This window comes from Caldivirga maquilingensis IC-167, assembly GCF_000018305.1.
GTDB classification, from domain to species: Archaea; Thermoproteota; Thermoprotei; order Thermoproteales; family Thermocladiaceae; genus Caldivirga; species Caldivirga maquilingensis.
In genome coordinates this window covers 1,308,260-1,330,983 of record NC_009954.1, presented here as the reverse complement: position 1 = coordinate 1,330,983, position 22,724 = coordinate 1,308,260, and the positions used below count along the sequence as shown (strand labels likewise).

The 22,724-nt window shown below is 44.5% G+C and carries 21 protein-coding genes, 1 tRNA gene and 1 pseudogene; 15 read left to right on the top strand and 8 right to left on the bottom strand.

Going from position 1 to position 22,724, the window contains the following annotated elements; genetic code table 11:
- Positions 1-157: 157 nt before the first annotated feature.
- A pseudogene (locus CMAQ_RS06465) lies at positions 158-1,915 on the top strand (APC family permease); the annotation flags it as partial.
- An 18-nt stretch (positions 1,916-1,933) separates the two neighbouring features.
- Here the strand turns inward: CMAQ_RS06465 and alaXM are convergent.
- Complete coding sequence (gene alaXM, locus CMAQ_RS06460; RefSeq protein WP_012186303.1) at positions 1,934-2,662, bottom strand: alanyl-tRNA editing protein AlaXM; 729 nt, start codon at positions 2,660-2,662, stop codon at positions 1,934-1,936.
- A gap of 127 nt (positions 2,663-2,789) precedes the next feature.
- On the opposite strand from alaXM, the gene CMAQ_RS06455 reads away from it, so the two are divergent.
- The 3 genes from CMAQ_RS06455 (at position 2,790) to secY (ending at position 6,170) form a co-directional block, all read left to right on the top strand.
- Complete coding sequence (locus CMAQ_RS06455) at positions 2,790-3,551, top strand: hypothetical protein (RefSeq protein WP_012186302.1); 762 nt, start codon at positions 2,790-2,792, stop codon at positions 3,549-3,551.
- 60 nt (positions 3,552-3,611) lie between these two features.
- The gene (locus CMAQ_RS06450) at positions 3,612-4,625 is read left to right on the top strand and encodes a TIGR00269 family protein (RefSeq protein ID WP_012186301.1); all 1,014 of its coding nucleotides are present in this window, start codon (positions 3,612-3,614) and stop codon (positions 4,623-4,625) included.
- Between the two features lie 96 nt (positions 4,626-4,721).
- Positions 4,722-6,170 carry a preprotein translocase subunit SecY gene (gene secY, locus CMAQ_RS06445; protein ID WP_012186300.1) on the top strand — a complete coding sequence of 483 codons (1,449 nt, stop codon included), beginning with the start codon at positions 4,722-4,724 and terminating at the stop codon, positions 6,168-6,170.
- Between the two features lie 11 nt (positions 6,171-6,181).
- Here secY and CMAQ_RS06440 read toward each other — a convergent pair whose 3' ends face one another.
- Positions 6,182-6,718: a TRASH domain-containing protein gene (locus tag CMAQ_RS06440; protein ID WP_012186299.1), complete on the bottom strand. Its 537-nt coding sequence runs from the start codon at positions 6,716-6,718 to the stop codon at positions 6,182-6,184.
- A 59-nt stretch (positions 6,719-6,777) separates the two neighbouring features.
- Here CMAQ_RS06440 and CMAQ_RS10575 point away from each other — a divergent pair, with 59 nt between their 5' ends.
- Together CMAQ_RS10575 and CMAQ_RS06435 are read left to right on the top strand one after the other, a co-directional pair.
- A complete protein-coding gene (locus CMAQ_RS10575; protein ID WP_012186298.1) occupies positions 6,778-6,948 on the top strand; it encodes a YHS domain-containing protein in 171 nt (56 codons plus the stop codon).
- An 8-nt stretch (positions 6,949-6,956) separates the two neighbouring features.
- Complete coding sequence (locus CMAQ_RS06435; RefSeq protein WP_012186297.1) at positions 6,957-9,377, top strand: heavy metal translocating P-type ATPase; 2,421 nt, start codon at positions 6,957-6,959, stop codon at positions 9,375-9,377.
- Between the two features lie 17 nt (positions 9,378-9,394).
- Here the strand turns inward: CMAQ_RS06435 and CMAQ_RS06430 are convergent, their stop codons facing one another.
- Positions 9,395-10,072, bottom strand: coding sequence for an ACT domain-containing protein (locus CMAQ_RS06430; RefSeq protein WP_012186296.1), 678 nt, complete (start codon positions 10,070-10,072; stop codon positions 9,395-9,397).
- A 169-nt stretch (positions 10,073-10,241) separates the two neighbouring features.
- On the opposite strand from CMAQ_RS06430, the gene CMAQ_RS06425 reads away from it, so the two are divergent.
- From CMAQ_RS06425 to CMAQ_RS06415, 3 genes are all read left to right on the top strand, one after another.
- Positions 10,242-10,332 (top strand) — tRNA-Val (locus CMAQ_RS06425).
- Positions 10,333-10,424: 92 nt separating this feature from the next.
- On the top strand, positions 10,425-11,525 hold the full coding sequence (locus CMAQ_RS06420) for an MFS transporter (protein ID WP_012186295.1): 1,101 nt from the start codon (positions 10,425-10,427) through the stop codon (positions 11,523-11,525).
- 63 nt (positions 11,526-11,588) lie between these two features.
- On the top strand, positions 11,589-12,911 hold the full coding sequence (locus tag CMAQ_RS06415; RefSeq protein WP_012186294.1) for an RNA-guided endonuclease InsQ/TnpB family protein: 1,323 nt from the start codon (positions 11,589-11,591) through the stop codon (positions 12,909-12,911).
- Positions 12,912-12,987: 76 nt separating this feature from the next.
- Here the strand turns inward: CMAQ_RS06415 and CMAQ_RS06410 are convergent, their stop codons facing one another.
- Positions 12,988-13,908: a pirin family protein gene (locus CMAQ_RS06410; RefSeq protein ID WP_012186293.1), complete on the bottom strand. Its 921-nt coding sequence runs from the start codon at positions 13,906-13,908 to the stop codon at positions 12,988-12,990.
- A gap of 69 nt (positions 13,909-13,977) precedes the next feature.
- Complete coding sequence (locus tag CMAQ_RS06405) at positions 13,978-15,144, bottom strand: glycosyltransferase family 2 protein (protein ID WP_012186292.1); 1,167 nt, start codon at positions 15,142-15,144, stop codon at positions 13,978-13,980.
- Between the two features lie 138 nt (positions 15,145-15,282).
- On the opposite strand from CMAQ_RS06405, the gene CMAQ_RS06400 reads away from it, so the two are divergent.
- Together CMAQ_RS06400 and CMAQ_RS06395 are read left to right on the top strand one after the other, a co-directional pair.
- Positions 15,283-16,008, top strand: coding sequence for a DUF357 domain-containing protein (locus CMAQ_RS06400; protein WP_012186291.1), 726 nt, complete (start codon positions 15,283-15,285; stop codon positions 16,006-16,008).
- A gap of 78 nt (positions 16,009-16,086) precedes the next feature.
- Positions 16,087-16,773 (top strand): endonuclease V, encoded by a 687-nt coding sequence (locus tag CMAQ_RS06395; RefSeq protein ID WP_012186290.1) that lies wholly within the window; start codon positions 16,087-16,089, stop codon positions 16,771-16,773.
- On the opposite strand, the gene CMAQ_RS06390 is transcribed toward CMAQ_RS06395, so the two are convergent.
- A complete protein-coding gene (locus tag CMAQ_RS06390; RefSeq protein ID WP_012186289.1) occupies positions 16,765-17,217 on the bottom strand; it encodes a hypothetical protein in 453 nt (150 codons plus the stop codon). The two genes, CMAQ_RS06395 and CMAQ_RS06390, sit on opposite strands and share 9 nt — an antisense overlap.
- Positions 17,218-17,390: 173 nt before the next feature.
- On the opposite strand from CMAQ_RS06390, the gene CMAQ_RS06385 reads away from it, so the two are divergent.
- The 4 genes from CMAQ_RS06385 (at position 17,391) to CMAQ_RS10990 (ending at position 20,435) form a co-directional block, all read left to right on the top strand.
- On the top strand, positions 17,391-18,533 hold the full coding sequence (locus CMAQ_RS06385; protein ID WP_012186288.1) for a thiolase C-terminal domain-containing protein: 1,143 nt from the start codon (positions 17,391-17,393) through the stop codon (positions 18,531-18,533).
- Between the two features lies 1 nt (position 18,534).
- Complete coding sequence (locus CMAQ_RS06380) at positions 18,535-18,948, top strand: Zn-ribbon domain-containing OB-fold protein (protein ID WP_012186287.1); 414 nt, start codon at positions 18,535-18,537, stop codon at positions 18,946-18,948.
- On the top strand, positions 18,948-19,997 hold the full coding sequence (locus tag CMAQ_RS06375; protein ID WP_012186286.1) for a hydroxymethylglutaryl-CoA synthase: 1,050 nt from the start codon (positions 18,948-18,950) through the stop codon (positions 19,995-19,997). The genes CMAQ_RS06380 and CMAQ_RS06375 overlap by 1 nt, the downstream gene beginning before the upstream one ends.
- 69 nt (positions 19,998-20,066) lie before the next feature.
- Positions 20,067-20,435 (top strand): TRAM domain-containing protein, encoded by a 369-nt coding sequence (locus CMAQ_RS10990; protein ID WP_012186285.1) that lies wholly within the window; start codon positions 20,067-20,069, stop codon positions 20,433-20,435.
- Between the two features lie 70 nt (positions 20,436-20,505).
- Here the strand turns inward: CMAQ_RS10990 and CMAQ_RS06365 are convergent, their stop codons facing one another.
- Positions 20,506-21,591: a serine hydrolase domain-containing protein gene (locus CMAQ_RS06365; protein ID WP_012186284.1), complete on the bottom strand. Its 1,086-nt coding sequence runs from the start codon at positions 21,589-21,591 to the stop codon at positions 20,506-20,508.
- A gap of 117 nt (positions 21,592-21,708) precedes the next feature.
- On the bottom strand, positions 21,709-22,653 hold the full coding sequence (locus tag CMAQ_RS06360; RefSeq protein ID WP_048062721.1) for a prenyltransferase: 945 nt from the start codon (positions 22,651-22,653) through the stop codon (positions 21,709-21,711).
- Between the last annotated feature and the right edge of the window lie 71 nt (positions 22,654-22,724).

Sequence of the window (22,724 nt, the reverse complement as noted above, 5' to 3'; positions counted from 1 at the left end):
TAGGCCTCACCTTGTTAATTAACTCATGGTAATGATGCCTTAATTATTACCATGAGTAGTGAGTAAAGGTTTATAAAGAGTCACCTAATGACCCGACTGATGAGTCTTCGATAATGAGGAGGCAGGGGTTAAGTTACGGAAAACACTAACGTTTAGTGACCTACTATTCATATCAATAAGCGGGATGGTTGGAAGCGGGTGGTTATTCGCAGCATTAGCTGGAGCAGCATACGCGGGTCCAGCGTCATTAATATCCTGGATAATAGCAGCAGTATTATTCATATTCATTGGATTAGCCTACGCTGAATTAGGCTCAATGCTACCCTTCTCTGGTTCACTGGTTCGCATAGATCATTACGCCCACGGTTCAGTATCAAATTACCTGCTTGGTTGGGCCTACTTAATAGGTGCAGCAACCACAGTAGCCATGGAGGCTGAGGCAATAATAATGTACACTAATAAGTACCTACCAGTGTTTAGCTCGGCCTCAGGTTACTTAACACCACTAGGCATTGCTGCCGCAGCGGCGTTAATAGCAGTGTTCACGCTAATTCAAATAATTGGCGTGAACGTGTTCAGTAGGGTTAATACAGTTATAACGATATGGAAATTCATAGTACCATCACTAACAGTAATACTACTCTTAACCCTTTACTTCCATCCAAGCAACTTCACTGCATACGGCGGCTTCATACCCCTGGGTTGGTCAGCAGTATTTAGCGCAATGATTCCAAGCGGCATAGTATGGGCTTACGAGGGCTTTAGGCAGGCCTTAGAGTATGCGGGTGAGGCAAGGAATCCTCACGTTGATGTACCCTTAGCGTTAATAATATCAATACTGGTTACTGCTGGTTTATACGTAGCATTAGAGGTTGCCTTCATTGGGGGTATTGACTGGGGTAAAATACTTCTACAGGATAATTCAGGGAGGTATACCATATTAATTAAGCCAGGCGACTGGCAGAACCTTACTCAATCTAATTGGGCTGGTTCACCATTCTACACCGAATTAACCACAAGTGGTATTGCCTTATTAATAACATTCGCCGTGATCTTGCTCATAGATGCTTGGGTATCCCCAGCAGGCACAATGGGCGTCTACATTGGTACTACTGCTAGAAGCTTCTACGGTTTCTCAAGACAGGGTTACTTCCCTGAATTATTTGGTTCACTTCATAAAAGATTCCAAACACCCTGGTTCTCAATGATATTCACACTGGTACTGGCGCTCCTATTCCTGCTCCCATTCCCAACCTGGTACCAAATAGTGAGCATATCATCAACAGCCACAGTGGTTAACTACCTGGCCGGTGGCTCATCACTGGTGATACTTAGGAGGACAGCCCCAGAGTTAAGGAGGAGTTACCGTGTACGCTCACCATGGTTAATAGGCCTACTTAGCTTCACGGCTTCATCAATGTTAATATACTTAACAGGGTGGCCTAGCCTAGGGTATGTGTTCATTGTCACGGCCTTTGGATTACCATTAATGATACTGGGGTATAGGGATAGGTTAAGTTTAAGCACTAGGGAAAGCGTATTATTCTCCTTAATCTACTGGGTTGCGCTTGCCTCAGCAATGTACCTAGGCCTTATTGAAAATCAACTAAGCTTCATTGTTTACTGGAGCATATTCACTGTGGTGATGGTGGCTTCACTGCTTTACCTCCGTTATAAGGCTAAGGGATCTTATGCGGCCTTAGAGGTTTCATCAGCATCATGGTTTGTAGGCTACATGGTTGTTATGGGTGCTTTATCCTACCTTGGTTCACTAGGTATGGGTTACTTAAAGTACCCGTGGGATTACGTATTGGCCTTAGCCGCCTCAATAATCTTCTTCATAATATCAGTGAGACAGGGCTTTGAAACCAGGGAGTTAACTGAGATTAAGACTAAGGGCATACCAATTGAGTAACCATGGGTACTGCTACTCCTACGGCTTAACAGTGAAGTAAATCCTCTTCTTATTCCTACCCCTATTCTCAATCTTCTGAATAATGATTTCCCCAATCTCCCTAGTATTAGCGACATGTGGACCACCATCAGCCTGAACATCAACACCAGGTATTTCAACAATCCTCCACTTATCACCAGGCGGCGGCTCCCTCTCAGCTAACTTAACTATACCTGGTACCTTAAGCGCCTCCTCACGCGGCATCCAGTAAACCTTAACCTCAATACCCTTCTTAACAATCTCATTAGCCTCAGTCACTATTTCATTGAATATCCTCCTAAGCTCCTCACCACCGGCTGTGAGACTATAATCATCCCTAGCGTAGTCTGGTTGAATATCACCCCCAGTTACTAGGGCATTGTACTTTGAGTAAGCTATCCCAGCCATTATGTGTGATGCAGTGTGGAGTCTCATTAACCTGTAACGCCTATCCCAATCTAATACAACCTTAACATCATCACCATACTTAAGTTGAGGACTCCTATCCAGTACGTGTATAACATCATCAGTATCCCTCTTATGTACAGCATCAATAATCCTGTACTGCTCACCCTTAGTAATGATTAAGCCAGTATCATGAACAACACCACCACTACTTGGGTGTATTATAGTTTTATCAAGGATAACGTTACTACCATCAACAGCAATAACCTTCGCATCCACCTCCTTAAGGTAACTATCCTGTTGATACACGTGAATAGTTGGCATAGCATTGGTTCAGTAACCGGGTTATTATGCTTCACCTTATTGATACCACGGCACTCATTAAAACTAATCTAAGAATACTTCCTGAAGTATTCATGCTTATAAATCAACATGCTGAGACGAAGGTACCATGCGTGAAGCAGTATTGATTAAAGCTGGTGACGATGTTGCGGTCTCCGCGTTAGTCTACATTACGTACGTGTTCTCTCACCTGGGTTTAATTAAGGCTGAGTACACGCTCTCAGTATCCTTAATGCTTATTCCATTGATTCAACATTACTTAATTAAGGGTGGTTTATTCACGTATAATGGGGCAGTGAGGGTTTACGCTTCATCAATGCATGCCTTAGCCTTAACATGGCTCCTCATAGCGGTTTTCATGACTGTAAGCCTCAACAATCAATTACCATTATTTATCGCTGCGCCATTCGTGGTATTGGCCATGGCGATTGGTTTAACTGTTAGGCGTGAATCCTCATTAACCGCAACCCCACTGCTCCTTTCCTCACCAATACTAATGCTGATTGGTTACTCGCCTCAAGCCATAGCCTTACTATCACTAGTACCCTTCATTACGACATCATTAATACTGCTTCAATTAAGGGGTAGGTACGGTGGCCGCATTGGATTAAGTAAGTTAACACCAGTGGTGGCGTTGCTTCAATTCGCATTATACCTACTCTTAAGCATAATCACATCAATTACGCAGGTAATCCTCACCGCAGTGTACCTGCTTATGTTAATAGTCTTGGGTATTCCTTTAACTAAATTGAGGGGTAGGTACTTGTTCATCATACTGCTGACCTTAGCCTTAGCCTCATTAATGCTTAAAATGATCCCCCTATTATGTGCAGTGGTTATTTTCACAATTAGGCTCCTCCTGCTTCAATGAGTACTCATTAAATAACAGCTTAGTAAGCTATTTTAATCAGTGTTAAAGCCATGAAGTAGCATGGTTACTTTATGCGATAGGTGTGGTGTTAGGGAGGCTAAGTACCTTAAGGCATCCAGTGGTGAGAAACTATGCTTAAACTGCCTATTCAACACCATTGAGGATACTGTGGCTAGGACTGTGAGGAGGTTTAGGTTAATCACAAGTGGTGATAGGGTTGGTATAGCGGTAAGTGGCGGTAAGGATAGCCTAGTACTCATGTATCTTCTAGGTAAGTTACGGAGACTAGGTAGGATACCTAAGGATACTGTCTTAATAGCCTTCAGTATTGATGAGGGGCAACCCTACAGTTGCGTTAGGAGAGCCAACTCAATGGACTACGTGGCTAAGTTAACTGAGGAATTTAACATTGAGTATAAGGTATTCAGGTTCAGTGAATTATTCGGGGTAACGGCGTTTGATATTGCACAGGGATTATGGGGTAAGGGGGTTAACACGCACATGTGTACTATATGCGGTGTCATGAGGAGGAGGGCAATGAATATAGTGGGTAGGATGCTTAACTTAACCAAGATAGCCACGGGGCATAATCTTGATGATGAAGCACAGACAGTGCTCCTTAACGTCACCGGTAATGATGTTAAACGCTTCGCCTGGTTTGGGGCAACGCCAAGTAATGATGTCGCCGAGGAGGAGTTCATACCTAGGATTAAACCCCTGAGATTCATTAGGGAGGAGGAGGTGGCTCTATACGCCTACTACCATGGAATACCCTTAATGACCATTGAATGCCCCTTCGTCTACAATAATCCACGCTACGAATTAAAATTCACCCTAGCCAGGTGGGAGAGGGATAATCCTAATGTTAAGTACTCAATGGTTTCCTTCGGTGATGAAGTCTCAAAAATGGTTAATGAGAGGTTTAAGGGACAGGTTAAACTCAATAAATGCATCCACTGCGGCTTCCCAACCTCAGGAAGCGTGTGCAGGGTGTGTGAACTGCTTAAGCAGGCTGGGTTACTTGAAAGGTACATAAACCATATAAGACCAGTTAACACTCAACAGGGTGCATGATTTAGAGCGCACTAGGGTTACATTACGTGTGCTAATCAGTTATTGACGCAATGACTGCTAATAAACCTTATTAATCCCAGTAATTTTAGGTGAACTGTGGCGTCTAAGCGATTCATAGAGATGGTGGAACCGCTCTTAACGCTAATGCCCACTGTCCCCAGGCCCAATAGGCCGGTTACCCTGGGTAGTAGGCTAATATGGACCTTCCTAGCGGCTACAGTTTACCTACTCCTATCAGTAACGCCGCTATACGGTATTGTGGCTTCATCAAGTAGCCCGCTCTTCAACCCGCTGGTGGCTATAATATTCGCCTCAACCAACGGTACATTGGCTCAACTGGGTATAGGCCCAATAATAATAGCTGGAATAATAATGGAGCTTGTAGCCTTCTCTGAGTTAATGGATGTTGACTTAAATGACCCTAAGGATCAAGCAAGGTTCACTGCATTAACGAAGCTTGTAGCCGTGATAATAGCCATGTTTGAGGGAGCATTCATAATGTCAACCCACCAGTTAACCGTAGCCAACGCTGGATTAGCCTTCATTGTGTGGCTTCAAATGTTGTTCGGAGCCGTAATAGTTATACTGCTTGATGACTTAATATCCAAGGGATGGGGTATTGGAAGCGGCATATCATTATTCATACTCATAAGCATAATTAGGTCCATTTTCCAATCCACATTCATGCCTGTAACCGTGGGTGCAGGGGAGTTACTAGGTATTATACCTGCCCTAGTGGCTGCAGTATACAGCGCCGCAGTATCCCACACGCTTGCACCATTATTATCCATAGTTTATAGATTCAACCTACCCGGCCTAATAGGCTTAATCGCAACAATAGTCCTAGGTGGCTTCATAGCATACGTTGAGTTAATGGAGGTTAGGATACCGTTATCCTTCGTGCAGTACGGTGGATACAAGATGTCGTACCCATTCAAGGTAATGTACGTCTCAGTCCTACCCATAATATTCACAGCATACACAGTGGCGTTAATATATAATGGACTCTACTTCATTTGGACAACATATAATCCCCATAACGCTAACGCATTATTAAATTCAATAGCCTGCATAAGGGTTATTACAACCGCTAAATTCGGTACTATTAATGAACCATGTCCATCATCCTTAATATACTACTTCACCGTGGTGCCGTATAACATTACCCCACAGTACGTGGTGGTTCACATACTCATGTACGTCGTGCTCTCAGTGGTCTTCGCCTACCTATGGGTTAATTTAGCTGGTTTAAGCGCCGAGGATCAGGCCAGGACCATGGTTTCAAGCGGCTTATCAATACCAGGCTTCAGGGCATCAGCGAGGTCGCTTGCAGTGCACTTGAAGAGGTACGTTAATTCACTAACCTTCACCAGCGGCTTACTGGCTGGTTTCATTGCAGCCCTTGGTGATGTATTAGGTGTATATGGTACTGGCATAGGCCTAATACTAATGGTGGAGATAATAATACAGTACTACACGATAGCGATGCAGGAGCAGTTGTTTGAGGCTTATCCAGGGCTTAAGAGGATTCTAGGTGTTGAGTAAGGATTAATATTTCACTCAGCATCATGCCTCCTCATGCTTAGCCTCTTCTTAAGCTCCCTTAAACATGTTTTACAACATAGGTAATACACCCTCCTCCCCCTCCTGTAAGTAATCGGAGACCCATTTATTGGGCCACCGCAGTAATCACAGACTAACCTAGGCATAGTACTTAATTCACTAGTATCCGAGCATTGCCCAAGGACTATGTAAACAGCCTCCTTACCCTTAACCTCACTAATGAGTTTAGTAAGACTATTAAAGTCTCCTGCGGTTAAGACAATCATGTACTTACCGTCAACAAGCCTATAACACTCCCCCTCCCCTCTTCTCCTAGCCACCACGTATGCCCTTGGGTAGCCTTGAGTAATATTAACCGTGAACCTAACACCCTTACCTCTAAGTGATTTAATTAACCTTGATGCAGTAGCCTTACTGACACCCAGTCTACTGGCTAATTCTGAAACACTTAACCTTGAATCCTCACTGAGTAATTCAAGAGCCCTCAACTCAAGTTCATTGAATCTTGAAAAACCTGAACCATTAATCATCAGTTTTCTGAAAAAACCTCTCTAATAAACCTTATTTCAGTAACCCCAGTTCACCAAGTATGGTTAAGCATATTGACCCAGTGTGCGGTATGGAGGTTGAGGAGACCCAGTTCAAGTCACTGTACAGGGGTAAGGTGTATTACTTCTGTTCAAGGCAATGCAAGGAGGCGTTTGATAAGGACCCTGAAAGGTACTTAAGGGAGGGGCCTAAGGGTATGCCCAACATGTAGTGGTTTAGGTGAATGAGGCATCGAGAATTAATGTTAAGTTAAGCTTCAGGGAGGGGGTGAGGAGGACTGCCTTTAAGATAGTGGGCATGCATTGCGCCACATGTAGCCTAACCGTCCAGAAGGCTCTATTATCAGTGCCTGGTGTTTTGGCTGCTGACGTAAGCCTAGCCAATGATGAAGCCGTGGTTGTGCTGGATCCAGGTAGGGTTAAGTACATCGACTTACTTAAGGCTGTTGAGAAGGCCGGCTACGACATATATAGGGAGGAGGCTACAGTGGGTATTAGGGGTCTTAGTCCAGGGGATGAGGCGCTTATATTAAATGCCTTAAACATACCCGGTGTCTTTGAGGCTAGGGTTAACTTAGCGTATGGGGAGGTTAAGGTTACTTACAATCCCCTGGAGCTTAATGAATCAAACATAGTTAAGGCTATTGAGGACTTAGGCCTTAAGGTAACTTACGTTAAGACAGGGGCCAGTGGCTTCGATGTGGATAAGAGGGCTAGTGAAGCTGATTTAAGGGACTTGAGGAATAGGCTCCTTGTTTCAGCCCCCTTAACAGCGGTAATAATGATCATTGTATGGGTACTGGAGCCTAAGGGGGTAATACCTAGTCAATCAGCACTATGGGTGGGTTTAGCCTTAGCCACAATTGTTGAGTTTTACCCAGGTTGGAGATTCATAAGGGGTGCGGTTAGGGCCTTTAGAAACGGTACAGCCAACATGGATACCCTAGTGGCCTTAGGAACCTTAACAGCCTACACCTACAGCCTACTTTACGCACTTCACCTAGTCGGTGGTGAGGCATTCCTTGACTCAGGCCCAGCGGTAATAACCCTAATCCTACTGGGTCGTTGGCTTGAGGCCAGGGTTAGGCTTAGGGCAGCATCAACGGTGAGATCCCTAGCCCAATTAATACCAGGTAAGGCTAGGGTGCTGGTTGATGGAAGAGAGATTGAAACTAATGTCAAGGATATTAAACCAGGCGACACCATAATTATTAGGCCTGGTGAATTAATACCTGTGGATGGTATTGTGAATGAGGGTAATGGGCATGTTGATGAATCATCAATGACCGGGGAGAGTGAGCCTAGGTTAAAGAGGATTGGGGACGTGGCCCTAGCTGGAACTAGGCTACTTGATGGTTACCTGGTAATTAGGGCTACTAGGGTTGGTGAATTCAGTTTAATGGCTCAGGTAATTAAACTAGCCAGGGAGGCGCAGGCCGCTAGGTTACCGATACAATCCATTGTTGATAAGATATCAGCGTACTTCACCTGGGTGGTAATAGCTGTGGCTGCCTTAACGCTAATTACATGGCTTAGCCTAGGGGCTCCACTTTACCTGGCTGTACTCCACATGGCCTCTGTACTGGTGGTGGCTTGTCCCTGTGCCCTTGGTTTAGCCACACCCATGTCCATAGTTGTTGGTGTTAATAAGGCTGCCCAAGACGGTATATTGATTAAGAGGGGTGAAGCTTTTGAGAGACTTAATGGTGTTAAGGTCATGGCGTTTGATAAGACTGGTACATTAACCGAGGGGGCGCCTAGAGTCATTAAAACTATTATTGATAAGGAGTCATTAATCCTAGCGGCATCAGCAGAGTACCCTTCAAACCACCCATTAGCTAAGGCAATAGTGAATTACGCCGAGTCAATGGGGGTTAAGCCAATTACCGTCAGTGAGTTTAATCAATTGGAGGGTATGGGGGTTATTGCGGTGGTTAACGGTAGGAGTGTTGGGGTTGGTAACATGAAGCTGGTTAAAGGCATGGAGGCTTACCTAAGCCCCGAATTCAGGAAGTTAAGTGAAGGCATTGAGAGTGAGGGTTATACACCATTATTCGTGGTGATTGATGGTGTTGTTAAGGGTGTATTAGCCGTGGGTGATCCATTAAGGGTTAACGCCTATGAGACTGTTAACGAGGTTAAGAGACTGGGGTTAAGAACAATAATGCTCACCGGTGATGCCGAGGGACCGGCACATGCTGTAGCTGAGAAACTGGGTATTGATGATGTTTACGCAGACCTAATGCCTGATGATAAGGCTAGGGTTATTAGGGAGGTTAAGACTAAGTATGGTTCAGTGGCCATGGTTGGTGATGGGATTAACGACGCTGTTGCCCTTAATGAGGCCGACGTGGGTATAGCAATGGGTACTGGTAGTGATGTTGCCAAGGAGGCTGGGGACGTTGTGTTGGTTTCAGGGAACCTTAAGGCTATTCCAAGGCTCATAAGATTATCAAGAACCGTGGTGAGTAACATTAAATTCAACATATTTTACGCCTTCGCCTACAATATAATACTAATACCGGTGGCAGCTGGCGTAATACCTGGCTTAACCCTAAGGCCTGAACTAGCCGGCCTGGCCATGGCTTTAAGTAGCTTAACGGTAACGTTAAACGCGTACTCAATTAAGTTGCGTACCTAGAATTCGCCCAGGTGGCGTCAAGATGATGTTACCTTAACCTGTAGGCATGATTCACTAATGCCTTGATTCTGGGTCTTAATATTGAATAATTCCGTAAAACCCTCAAGGTAACTTAGGATTAGTTTAGAGAACTCCTCACTAAGGTTCTCGCGGCAAACCCTAATAATGGTTGCGTTACCAGCTGATTGCACCTGAACCCTACCCAAGCCTCTTAATTGGAGGATGCTTAATTCACTGGCTTTAAAGGAGCCGTACATGCCTAGCATTAATTCCCCATCCTTCTTCCCCATGCTCCTCAGTATGTTTAACAATGGTTCACTCACCTGGTTCTCGAAAACATCATGATCTATGGCTAATACGTAGTTATTATTAAATGTTGGTATGGATAAAGTTGCTAAAACGTAAGCGTCATTGTTAAGTACCTTCTCCATAACATCGTAAACGAAGGAGAATTTCCTAAGCATGTTCTCAACATCACTTATTGAGGATACTGAATTAGTGAAGTCAGCGATGACATGAATCATCTTCTGGAGCCTATTAAACGATGCATTAATTATGTTCACCCCATTCTCAGCGAAGACATCGGAAACCGCAGCTAATATGCCTGGCCTATCCTCATTAAGCCTTATGATGAACTCAACTATTGTTTTACCACTGGCCTCATATATCATGGCTAACTCTCTATGAAACATCATTAAGAACCCTCATACTCACCCCCTATTTAAATATGATACCAAGGTTACTCATTCAATACATGAATTTCAGCATAATTAATTTTAACCAGTCACCATGCATTAAGTGAGTTTTATCAAGGATAAATGTAGGTTAAGCTTAATAAACCTCGGATCAATGGCCAATAGGAAGGGGCCCGTAGTCTAGCCTGGTTAGGATGTCCGCCTTACGGGCATAACGCCAAGAAAGCGGGAGATCCCGGGTTCAAGTCCCGGCGGGCCCACTAGAATAAACTAAGCCTAATCTTCATGCATACGTCTCCTTAAATCAAAACCTCAATTAAACTTTAATACTATCCCACCTAATGATTCGCCAATGCATAGGAACGTTTACTTAATCTTACTCATTAAGGGACTGAGAACCTTCGTCTTCGGTATTGTTAGTGTACTGACACCCATTTACTTAGCCATGTTGGGTTTCCCACCCATTTATGTGGGTGCCTCTTTATTCCTTATGGTTCTCGGCAATGTTCTCTCAAACATATTATTAACCTGGTTTGGTGACGTAATTGGTAGGAGAAGATTATTAATCATCCTTAGTTTATTCATGTTTATTTCAGGCATATTATTGTTCTCATCCTCATTATACCCAGTAATGGCATTAGCACTACTTATAGGTAACATAAGCACCACAGGAACTGAGGCTGGTCCCTTTCAATCAATTGAAACAGGCGTGTTACCTAGGTTTACTGGTGATAGGCTAGGTAGGATCCTAGGTGTTTACAATCTCATTGGTTACTCCGCTTCATCAATTGGCGCCCTTGCGTCATCATTACCAGCCTACCTTGGGAATAACATACATGTAATTAGGTCAATGTACCTAATTTATGCCCTTGCTGGTTTAATAATGATTATTGTTTATAACACATTAAGTGGTATTGAGACCACTAGGAGGGATTTAGGGTTGAGGGGGTTAAGTAGGTCTGCGGTCGCTGATATTAGGAATCTATCAATATTATTCTCAATAGATGCATTCGGCGGTGGGTTGGTGACGCAGTCATTATTATCATACTGGTTCTATATTCGTTATGGCGTATCCTTGAGGGAATTAGGTGTTGTATTCATGATTGTTAACGTGGTTACAGCATTATCGTTAATTATTGCACCATTAATAGCTGAGAGGATTGGTAATTTAAGAACAATGGTGTATACGCATATAGTATCAAATGTCTTCCTAATATTAGTGCCGTTGGCTGGAACATTCCTGGGAAGCTTCATATTCCTCCTATTGAGGCAGAGTGTCTCTCAAATGGATGTACCGACTCGGCAAGCGTTTATGGTGCAGATATTTAAGGATGAGGAAAGAGTCGCCGCTAACGCCATAACCAACACTGCAAGGAGCATAAGCACCTTACCTGGATCATTAATAGTTGGTGATAAAAGAGGTGGCAAACTTCGCCTTTTCAAGGCGGGGTAGAGTTTTTAAGTTTTCTTTTTCATAAATCTCCTAGTGGTATCCGCGTCTGGTTACTCTACTAAAATGTGGAGTGGGGGCCGAAATACCCTCACTATGCCAGACGTGGGTACCACTAGAACAGTGGTTGTTCGCCTTCTACCAAATGATGTACAGGAGGGGGAACTAGGACGATTAGCTAACGCCTCAACATCACTTTTCAACGAAGTGAATTACGAAAGAAGACGGCGATTCTTCAACAAGCAGAAGATGGATTTCAAAGGAACGTATAAGAAATACTACGAGAAGTACAAGGGAATACTAAAGGTGAATGCACAAGCAGTTATTCAAAAGAATAATGAAGCGTGGTCATCATTCTTCTCTCTCCTGAAGAAGGGTGAGAAAGCCTCCCCACCAGGCTATTGGAAAAGAGGAGGGGGAAGAGTGTTAATCCTTGTTGTGAGACAGGATAGGTACTACGTGGATGTTGAGAACCACAAGCTAGTGTTGAGGGACTTTAAACTAGAGATTCCCTTCGCCGGGAGAGTGAGGTGGTTTGGTAAACAAGGTAGGCTAGAGATTCATTACGATGATACTCGGAACAGGTGGTATGCATATATTCCAGTTGAGGTTGGTGTTACAACAACACGGACTGGAAAAGAGAGTAAGTTCATAGTTAAAGGGGAAAGGAAAGGGATTCAGCTTTATCAACCGAAAGGAAATAAGGTGGCGTCTGCTGACCTAGGCATAAACATTCTAGCTAGTGTTGTTGTGAATGATGGTACTTGGATTCTCTATAAGAGTAGAGCTAAGGAGGATTACTTCTATTTTCAGAGGAGGATAGCTGAGGTACAATCAATAGTAGGCAAGGCTAAGAATGCTGGTGAGCTAGAGGCTTATGAGGAAGCAAGAAGAGAGGAAGGAAGATTATATGGAAAGTTGTACCGTCGCCTTCTCCATCTGTATAGGAGCTTCGCATCTCATCTAATGAAGACGTTGTACGAGATGGGTGTGTCAACCCTCATTGTTGGGTATCCTTACCTCATTGCACAAGATAAAGGTAACAAGTTCACAGTGAATATGTGGTCTTACTCAAAACTATTTGAGGCTATTCTGTTGAAAGCCCAAGAGTACGGTATTAAGGTCATGAAGGTTGTGGAGTATAACACATCTAGAGTATGCGCCTTTCACGATGTTGAAGTTGTGAGGAAACCTAGGGGAGTAATTTCATGTCCACATGGTCATAAACTACACGCAGACTTAAATGGAGCATTAAACATCATGAAACTAGGAGTAGGAATAGTCATAAACGAAGTGAAAAACCCCCTCTCCTTCTTTATTGATCATAACCAAGTAGCCCCCACAAAGGGGGGTAACACCCAAGACCCCAACGAAACCCCCACCCTTTAAGACGGGAAAGGGGTCAGTTAACGATATACCTCATGTATAGGAGTAGGGCTGAGGAGCGTTTAGTGAATAATTCCGCTTAATCAATATCATTAACCTCAGGTTCATGCTTAATGAAGGTGCCTGCCCTTAACTCTGTGAAGGCCTCCTCCAACTCATCCCAAGTATTCATGACTATTGGTCCATACCAAGCCACAGGCTCATTAATTGGTCTACCTGCAAGGAGCAGGAATCTGGCTGGCTTATCCATGGTCCTAACGTTAATTTCCCCACCATCCCTTGAGTAAACCACCAGTTGACCTGACGCAACTGGGTTACCTTCATTACCTGGGATTAATGAACCATTAATGACGTAAATAAGCGCAGTGTAACCATCCTTAACCTCATAACTGAACGTAGACTCCTCAGGAATTAACACATCAATGTAATTAACCGGTGTGGCTAAGTCATTTATGGGTCCCTCAACGATCCCGTATCCAGGAGCCTTAACTCTACCTGAGATTAACGTAACCTTCACACCATTATCAAGAATCACCCTAGGCACACTGTTTCTGCTTAAATTCCTGTACTTTGGCCTACTCATTTTACTTACCCTAGGTAAGTTAACCCAAAGCTGAAAACCACTGACCTCAGGGTCCTCTATAACTGACCCATTAACCATCCTCCTACCTGGCTTAGGCATCTCCTCATGAAATATCCCACTACCCGCAGTCATCCACTGAACATCACCCTCACCCAATACTCCCTTAACCCCTGTACTATCCCTATGATGAACCTCACCCTTAAGTAAGTATGTTACGGTTTCAATACCCCTGTGAGGGTGCCATGGGAAACCCATTAAGTACTCATGCGGATACCTTGAACCGAAATGATCAAGTAACAGGAATGGATCCATTAAATCCACTAATTCAGGGCTACCGAATACCCTATATAATTTAACACCGGCACCATCCCTAGTCCAAGTACCCTTAATTATGGCTTCCACGGTTTTCCTAACCATGGGTTGCAATTCAATTAAATGTTTAAAAATCAATCACCGTAATTACTAATTAGTGAACTGAAGCATTGATTAAGGCAATGGCATTGACTCAATACCCCTCTTAACATCTTGAATTGTGAAAACTCTACCCCTCCAGTTAATTGACTTAGTGAATGCGGTTACTATTATTGCAAGCCAGGAGAAGTAGACATTAAGTATTGATGCAGCGGCTAAGGCGTAGGCATACCTGCCCCCAATATTACTGGCGTAGAAGACTCCCTGGGACCTAATCCTACTAATCCTGTAATAATCCTTAATCACCCCGATTAGGTATGGTGCCAACCCAAGTATTATAACCCAATTAATGAATAGTGATAATGCCAACGCTATTGGTAGTGTAAATGCGTAAAGCGTGTATGATGCTGTATAGAGTATGAAGCCGTTAAAGCCATATACCTTAACATACCAGAGTTGCCTAACAGCCCACTTAAACGCATCCTTCACCCCAGAATCCTCCAGTGTAATCACCATTGACCTAGGGGTGAAGCCCACCTTTAACCCATCTCTATGAACCATATGCGTTATAACGTAATCATCACTGAGATAGTGGGGTAGATACTTCACCAGTTCCCACTTCAGTATTAGTTTCCTCCAGACAGCCGTTGAACCTCCCCAGGCGAATCTAGCTGTATCATTCTGCATTGCAGTTATCCCAATCATGTTGAAGCTAGCCTTAAGTAATAAACCAAGGCTTAACCTACTTAATGGTGCATAGAACCTATAGGTTGTAGCAGCCCCTGAACCAGCCTTAAGTAGGTTGACCAGGTTTATTAACCACTCATCGTGAACGTAGGCGTCACTATCAACAATAACCACAACATCACCCTTAGCCTCATTAATACCCTTAACTAAGGCTGAACCCTTACTGGAACCAGCGTTATTAATAATTATCCTAGCGTTACTGTACCCTTCAATTATCCTGCTTACTAACCCGTAGGCTGGATCATTAACATCATCAAATATGAATAAGTACTCTTTGGCTGCAGGATACTTCTGCTCAAGGACACTTCTAACATTACCCTCAAGATTCTGGTCAACACCCCTAATTGGCATAATTACTGTAACCGATGGATACTCACCATCATTAACAGGATCCCTTAGGCTCCTCCAATACTTAACCTCAAAGTAAAGGGATAGTATTGATGATGACGCCGCGGCAATTACTATGAGTAGGCCGAGGACCTGCAGTATAAGCATTAACCATTAGCGTGGGGACCAATATTTAAGCATTATGAGGCTCCCACATGTAGGCTACTTCACGGGATTAATGATTAAGCGGTGATACCTATTGCTTAGTCGCAAGTGTTTTTAACCCGACGCAACATTAGGCATTTAATGAGTACCTTAGCTGATAGGGTATTGACTTATGTTAGAAACGTTGAGCAGGCTATTGAGGCATTACGCACTAATGCTAATGGTGGTGGGGAGGTTGGTGAATTAATTGAGTTGGCTGAGGCTTATCTTAAGGATACTTTACACTACTTCAAGGTGGGTGACTATGAGACGGCTCTGGCTACGATATCCTACGCAGAGGGCTTGCTGGATGCCTTAAGGATCCTTAAGTTGAGTGAGGTTAATTGGAGGAAGCCGAGTGAATTAGCTAAGTTAGCGTCAAGGAAGGTTTTCGTGGCTGGCACATTCGATATAATACACCCAGGCCACGTGGGGTACCTTAAGTACGCCTGGGGTTTAGGCAGGGTTGTGGCTGTTGTCTCCACTGATGAGAGTGTTAAGAGGATTAAGGGTAGGGAGCCTATAATACCCGCTAAGCAGAGGGTTGAGGTGCTTGAGGCCATAGAGTACGTTACTAAGGCTAGGGTTGGTTATGAGGATGACATGTTTAGGGTTGTTGAGGAGGAGAAGCCTGATATAATACTCCTCGGGCCTAATCAACCCTTCACCGAGGAGGAGATTAGGAGAGCCTTAAGGAGTAGGGGTATTAACGCTGAGGTGGTTAGGATGCCTAATATTATTAACTGCCAGTTATGCAGCACCAGTAGCATAGTTAGGAGGATTCTGGAGATGGCCGGGGAATTAACCTCATCCCTCAGGAATCATTAAGCCGCGTTAATACTTATACGCTTAATTAGGAAAACCATAAAGCCTACTTAACGTGGGTTTAATCGGTGAGTTGGCTTAATGGTTAGGAGGATTATTAGTGAGAATTACGTTAAGTCAAGGGTACCTAAGGGCTTTAACCTTGAGGCTGCACGCATGGTTCAGAGGAGGCTGGCGTCAATGGTTGTTACCATGCCATTAACGCAGTCTGTAGACCTCATTACCGGTATTGATGTAGCCTACAGGGGTAATTACGCCTACGCAGTGGCGGCAACCTACTCCATGAGGCTTAACCACATTATTGAGTATGGGTGTTATGAGGGTGAGGTCACTTTCCCATACGTACCAACCCTACTATCCTTTAGGGAACTCTCACCAATGATTAAAGCCTTCATGAGGCTTAAGGAAAGGCCCCATGTTGTGTTAATTGATGGCCACGGTGTAGCCCACCCTTATAGGCTTGGTATAGCTGCGCACTTCGGTGTGGTAATGGGTTTACCGACTATTGGGGTTGCTAAATCATTACTCTACGGTGAGGTTAAGGAATCCCTCATAATTGATCCAAGTAATGGGGAAGTCATAGGCGGTGTGGTTAAATGCGGGAGGCATGAGGTTTACGTTAGCGTGGGTAACATGATTACGCTTGACAATGCCTTAACATTGGTTTCAAGACTGTGCCTAAGGGATAGGATGCCTGAACCAATACTGCATGCTCACACGATGGCTAATAAGGTTAAACACAATGGCTGCGTTAATGCATTAGCCTGAGGGGTGATTCATGTAGAGTACGTAAATGTACCTGTCGCTTAATTCAAAGACATCATGGGGGTAGAGTGAGGCTAATGCCTTAACCTTATTCCTAATGACACCTAATTCACTGGTGAATAATGGTGTTGTTGACCACCCCTTATCAGGTTGCCAACCAACGATAACAACGCTTAGTTTACTAACCCTAATTAACTCATTAATGAGCCTTGCAATATTATTAATGTCACCGGTTAAGTTAAGTACACTTGATTCAACGGCCTTATCCCTAATAGGTAGTTTAACGTAACTGGATAAAACTAAATCACCCCCAGTCTCACTTACAGCCCTCTTAACCCTAACGTTACCTGCATCATCAGTAACATATATTGATGGTACTGTTAAAGCTGGTTCAACATCACCTAAAACTAGGCTTCTCCCAATCATAAAGTCATTAACACTAACCATACGTAGGCATTATGTTTAAGCATTTAATTTTTAAGGTTTACTGGAAGAGTGATTTCTGATGGGTTAAGTTAATGCAATGCATCAAGTAACCTAATGCCATAATGATAGTGCATGCCCCAGGGACCCTAAATAGGGTGTAATATTTATTAAGCTTTATGTGTAAGGGAAAGTCGATGAGTATTTCGGCATTAGGCTATATAAATGGAGTACACATTATTCCCCCAGGCAGGTATTATGATAAGGGTTATAGGGAATTATTCGCTGAGGCTGCCTTAAAGGCTCTTGAATCTGCAGGTAACCCTGACATTAAGGCAATATACATTGCCTCAGCCCTATCTGAACTTACCGGTGAGCAGATGGCTATAGGTAACGTCCTTAGGGATTACTCAGGCATTAAGAATGCCCCATCCATAAGGGTTGAGAATGGTGATGGCTCAGGGGGCTTCGCATTCATGGTTGCTTTAAACCACGTGGCATCAATGAGTAATGGATGCGTACTACTGGTTGGTGTTGATAAGCCTCATGAGGTTACTTCACTTAAGCAGAATAAGTACGCCTCATACCTACTTGACTCCGATTACGAATCATACTTCGGAGCAACCCCAGTGGTCTTGGCTGCATTAATGGCTAAGCAGTACCTGAGGAATTATGAGTATAAGTATGAGGACTTAGCCACATGGGCTATTAAAATGCATGAGAGGGGTGCGAAGAATCCCTTCGCCTACTTTAAGAGGGCGGCTAAGCTAAAGGATGTTCTGGATTCCGAGCTTGTTGCAGACCCATTAAGGCTCTACGATGTATCACCCTTCGTTGACGGCGCAGCGGCCCTAGTACTCTGCAGTAAACCTAATGCCAGGGATCAGGCAGTGGGGGTGTTGGGTTACGGGTTCGGTGCATCAAACTCATACTTCGCCTCAAGGAACGACTACACGGTATTAATGTCTGTGACTGAGGCTGTTAAGGCAATTAACCCGCTCAGTGACTTCAACGGTATAGTGAGTGTCCACGATACTTATAGTATACTCGGTGTATTGGCGTTGGAATCCCTGGGATTATGCAAGAGGGGGAGTGCCTTAAGGCTCCTTAATGAGGGTTACTTTGACCCAGGGGGTAAGGTTATGGTTAACTTAGACGGTGGATTAAAGGCTGTGGGTAATTCAATGGGTGCCTCAGGTGTTTACCAATTAGCCAGCGTCACAATGCAGCTTAGGGGTGATAAACCATTTAACGGCCTAAACGCCGAGGCAGCGGTGGTTGAGGATATGGTTGGTGTGGATCAGGAGAGTGTAGTCTTCATGCTTAAGGTGGTGAAGTAGCATGGTTGATCAATCCCTATCAGTACCGAAGTACTGGAGGAGGATACCCCAGTACTATAGGCTCACTGCCCTTAAATGCAGGAAATGCGGTAAGGTTTACTTCCCACCCAGGGCCGTCTGCGAATGCGGTTCAAGGGAATTTGAGGATGTTGAGTTACCTAGGAGGGGTAGGTTAATTGAATTCACTGTACTTAGGAGCGTCACGTCTGATTTCGAAAAGCAGAGGCCGTTAATATTCGGTATAGTTGACTTAAATGGGGTTAGGGTGCTTGGGCAATTAGTCGACTGCCCAAACCCGGAGAAGCTTAGTGATAATGCTGAGGTTGAGGTGGTGTTTAGGAGGGTTAAGGAGGATAGTGACTACGGTATAATTTACTACGGTTTTAAGTTAAGGCCATTGAAGGGGTGTTGGTGATGGCGGTAGGCATAGTTGGTTGGGGTGCGTACATACCTAGGTATAGGATTAAGACCCGTGAAATAGCTGAGGCTTGGGGTGATGATGCCCTCAGGATTAGGGACATGTACTTGGTTGAGGAGAAGGCGGTTGGGTACATTGACGAGGACCCAGTAACCATGGCTGTTGAAGCCTCTAGGGACGCTTTAATTAGGGCTGGGGTGAAGCCGAGTGAGGTTGGTGCAGTCTTCGCTGGAACTGAGTCAAAACCCTACGCCGTTAAGCCGATATCATCAATACTCATTGATGCCCTAGGCCTAAATAGGCAGGTTTACTCAGTGGACATGGAGTTCGCCTGTAAGGCTGGTTCAGATGCAATAATTAACCTAATGGGTTTAGTTAAGGCTAATTCAATAAAGTACGGTATAGCAGTGGGGACTGATTCATCCCAGGGTGAACCGGGGGAGCACTTGGAGTACACCGTGGGTACTGGCGCAGTCGCATACGTGATTGGTTCAAGTAACCTGGCCGCTGAAATCAAGTACACTTACCCATATGCATCAGACACCCCTGACTTCTGGAGGAGGGATAGTTCACCCTACCCAGTTCACGGTGAAGGCTTCACAGGGGAGCCGGCTTACTTCAAGCACATTATAGGTGCTGCTAAGGGTTTAATGGATGAGTTAGGTATGAAGCCCAATGACTTCGATTACGCAGTCTTCCACCAACCCAACGCCAGGTTCCCGGTTAGGGTTGCTCAAATGCTCGGCTTCCCGCTTGAGAAGGTTAAGCCAGGTATAGTGGTTGATTTAATAGGCAATACTTACAATGCCTCAGCATTACTGGGTTTAGCTAAGGTTCTTGAGGAGGCTAAGCCTGGTGCCAAAATAATAGTAGTCACCTTCGGTAGCGGTGCAGGCTCCAACGCATTCTACATTGAAACCACTGATCAATTACCAGGTAAGGTTAAGTTAGCTAGGACTATTGGTGAGATGCTTGAGGATAAGGTCTACATAGACTACTCCCTGTACTTAAAGTACAGGAAGATAATTAAAATGATACACGGTTAATATTCATTAGGCTTGGCATATACCTAAAATTAAGCATTTTAATCACCCAGGTAATGCCAGGGGTACCTTATGTACGAAACATTTATTAAGGGGGCTATTGGTGGATTAACGGCGATACGGACGTCAACAGGTCCCGGAATGAATAGGGGAAGGCCTAGACGAAGAGGCCGTGGTCCAAAACCAGTGAAAGTCGGTGACGTTGTGGAGGTGGAGGTAACCGAAATATCCAAGAGGGGTGATGGTGTCGCGAAGATAAGAGGCTTCATAATCTTCATACCGAACACCAAGCCCGGTGAGAAGGTTAGAGTTAAGATAACGAGGGTTGGTCCATCCTTCGCGGTTGCCGAACTAGCCCAAGAGGCGGGGCAGGGAGCAGCCACTGGTCAGGAGACCCAGCCTGAGGAGGCCTCCCAAGGAGAGGAGTTTGAGGAGGAGTAATTAATCACCTAATGCTTAAATCACGTTAAATTAATTTTGCAGACGCATTAAGTTTAAGCCAAATCCTGCTTCAATGATAAGTAAGCTTATCTGCACATGATACTGCAGCATTATGTATAATTGGCCTAGCGTAATCAATCCTCCTATTATCCCTACTTGGGTGAACCCTATTGGTGAAGAGGACTATTGTTAAGCCTAATTCAACATCAATCCATAGGGAGGTTCCAGTGAAGCCGGTGTGCCCGAATGCCTTACCATCAGTTAAAAAATCCCCACCACTGGTTGTTACCCCCCTTTTGTATATTTGCCAACCAAGGCCGTAGCATGATTCACCGCAAGCCCAAGGGGTCCACATAGTCTTAATACTTGGCCTAGTTAAGAATGCCCCATTCCTATAGGATTCAAGCAGGGAGTCAGCTATCTTAGCCGCATCCTCGGCTGTTGCGAATAAGCCAGCGTGCCCTGAAACACCATCCATGGCCCTTGCGTTCTCATCATGAACCACACCCACTAATGCATCACCATTAATGTACTCAGTGGCCACGACATCATCCCTACTGAACCTTGTTAATGGATTATAAAGTGCCTTACTTAGGTTAAGGGGCTTAGCCACCATTTCCTGGAAAAGGGAGTCAATGCGTTGACCAGTGATTCTCTCAACTAATGCCGTTAAAACTATGTAATTTAAGTCACTGTAAACAACCCTTGAACCCGGTTCATAAACTAGGAATGAGGTTACTGCTTGATTAATCAACTCATCCCTACTTGACGCCGACTTATAGAGGGGTAGCCATGCTGGTAAGCCTGATGTGTGGGATAGGAGCATCCATACCCTAACCTTATCCTTAACATCACTGGCACCGGCATTAGTCCTGGAGAAGTCTGGGATTAATTCAGAGACCCTCTGGCTTAGGCTTAATGCACCCTCCTCCGCAAGCTTCATTACTATTAGGGATGTTGATAATGCCTTGGTTAAGGAGGCTAAGTCAAAGAGCATACCACCCCTCATTAACCTCTCCACGGGCTTTAATTGAGCGTAACCCACGGTTAAGTTGATTAGGGTTTCACCATTAGCATTAACCACAAGTGACGCCCCTGGGTACGCATCCTTAACCAACCCCTCCATTATCCTCCTAACAGTGTTAACGCACTCCATGGTTGATTAAAGGAAGCTTAACTTAATAAGTAATGAGTCTTAGTCAGGTGATTCAAATTCATCACAAGCTCATGCACGGAGCTCACTCATCACCAATGGGTATTGGGGCCTACTTTTTTAAGGTATCCACGGCATTAGTTTAACTATAATCATTGAGGCTATGAGTATTGCCAGTATAATTAACCTAACACTGAATGGACCGGCCCAAAGCAGCCTCAACTCCCTCCACCTCCTCCTAACCTCACCCTCATCACCACTTAGTAATGGGCCGGCAAGCCTAAGGGTTCTTGGGATTAGGAGTAGTGTGAGTAGGGATATGTAGGGTAAGTAACCCAGTAGTGCCGATGCGATTAGGGTTAGGTAAATTAACGCCACTACACCGTAGACCAGGTACTTAACTCTCCTTAAGCCCAGTATTAGGACTAGGGTTAACTTACCCACCTTCCTGGATGCATCCAATTCAAGGGCCCCTGAACCCAGTAGTATGAGTAGTGTGAATAATCCATTAGGTATACCCACGATTAATGGGGCTGGGTTCAGGTAGATGCCTGTTTGAACAATGTAGGAGCCCCAGGTGACTAATGGGCCCATTGCCAATGCAGCGAAGACCTCACCAAGGCCCCTATAGTGAAGCTTCAAGGGGGCCTCACTGTAACCCACCCCAATTAACACACCGGCTAAGCCCAGTATTAGGACTGGGAAACCAACCACTAGGGCTAGGTAAATCCCTGAGGCTATGGTTACGGCAATGAAGAAGTAGCCCACGGCCCTAACGCTACGTGGGTTAAGGCCAAGGTCAATTATTGGATTAGGCCTATGCATAAAGCCACTGGCCCTATAGAGGATATCCACCCCGGTTCTGTAATCCACGTAATCATGAATAAGGTTAACCCCAGCTTGAGCAAGCATCACTGCAATTAAGGTTACTACATATATTACAGGCTTAAAGACACCGTTAAGGTACCAGGAGAGAGCTGTGCCTAAGGTAACTGAGGAGAAGGCACTGGTTAACGTTGTTGGACTAAATGATAGTAACCAAGGCTTTAATCCACTCAACCCCATTGGGAAGCAGCCTAAGTGGCTTATTTTAAACGTTGACTCCAGTAACCTACTTAAACGCATTAATGCAGTGT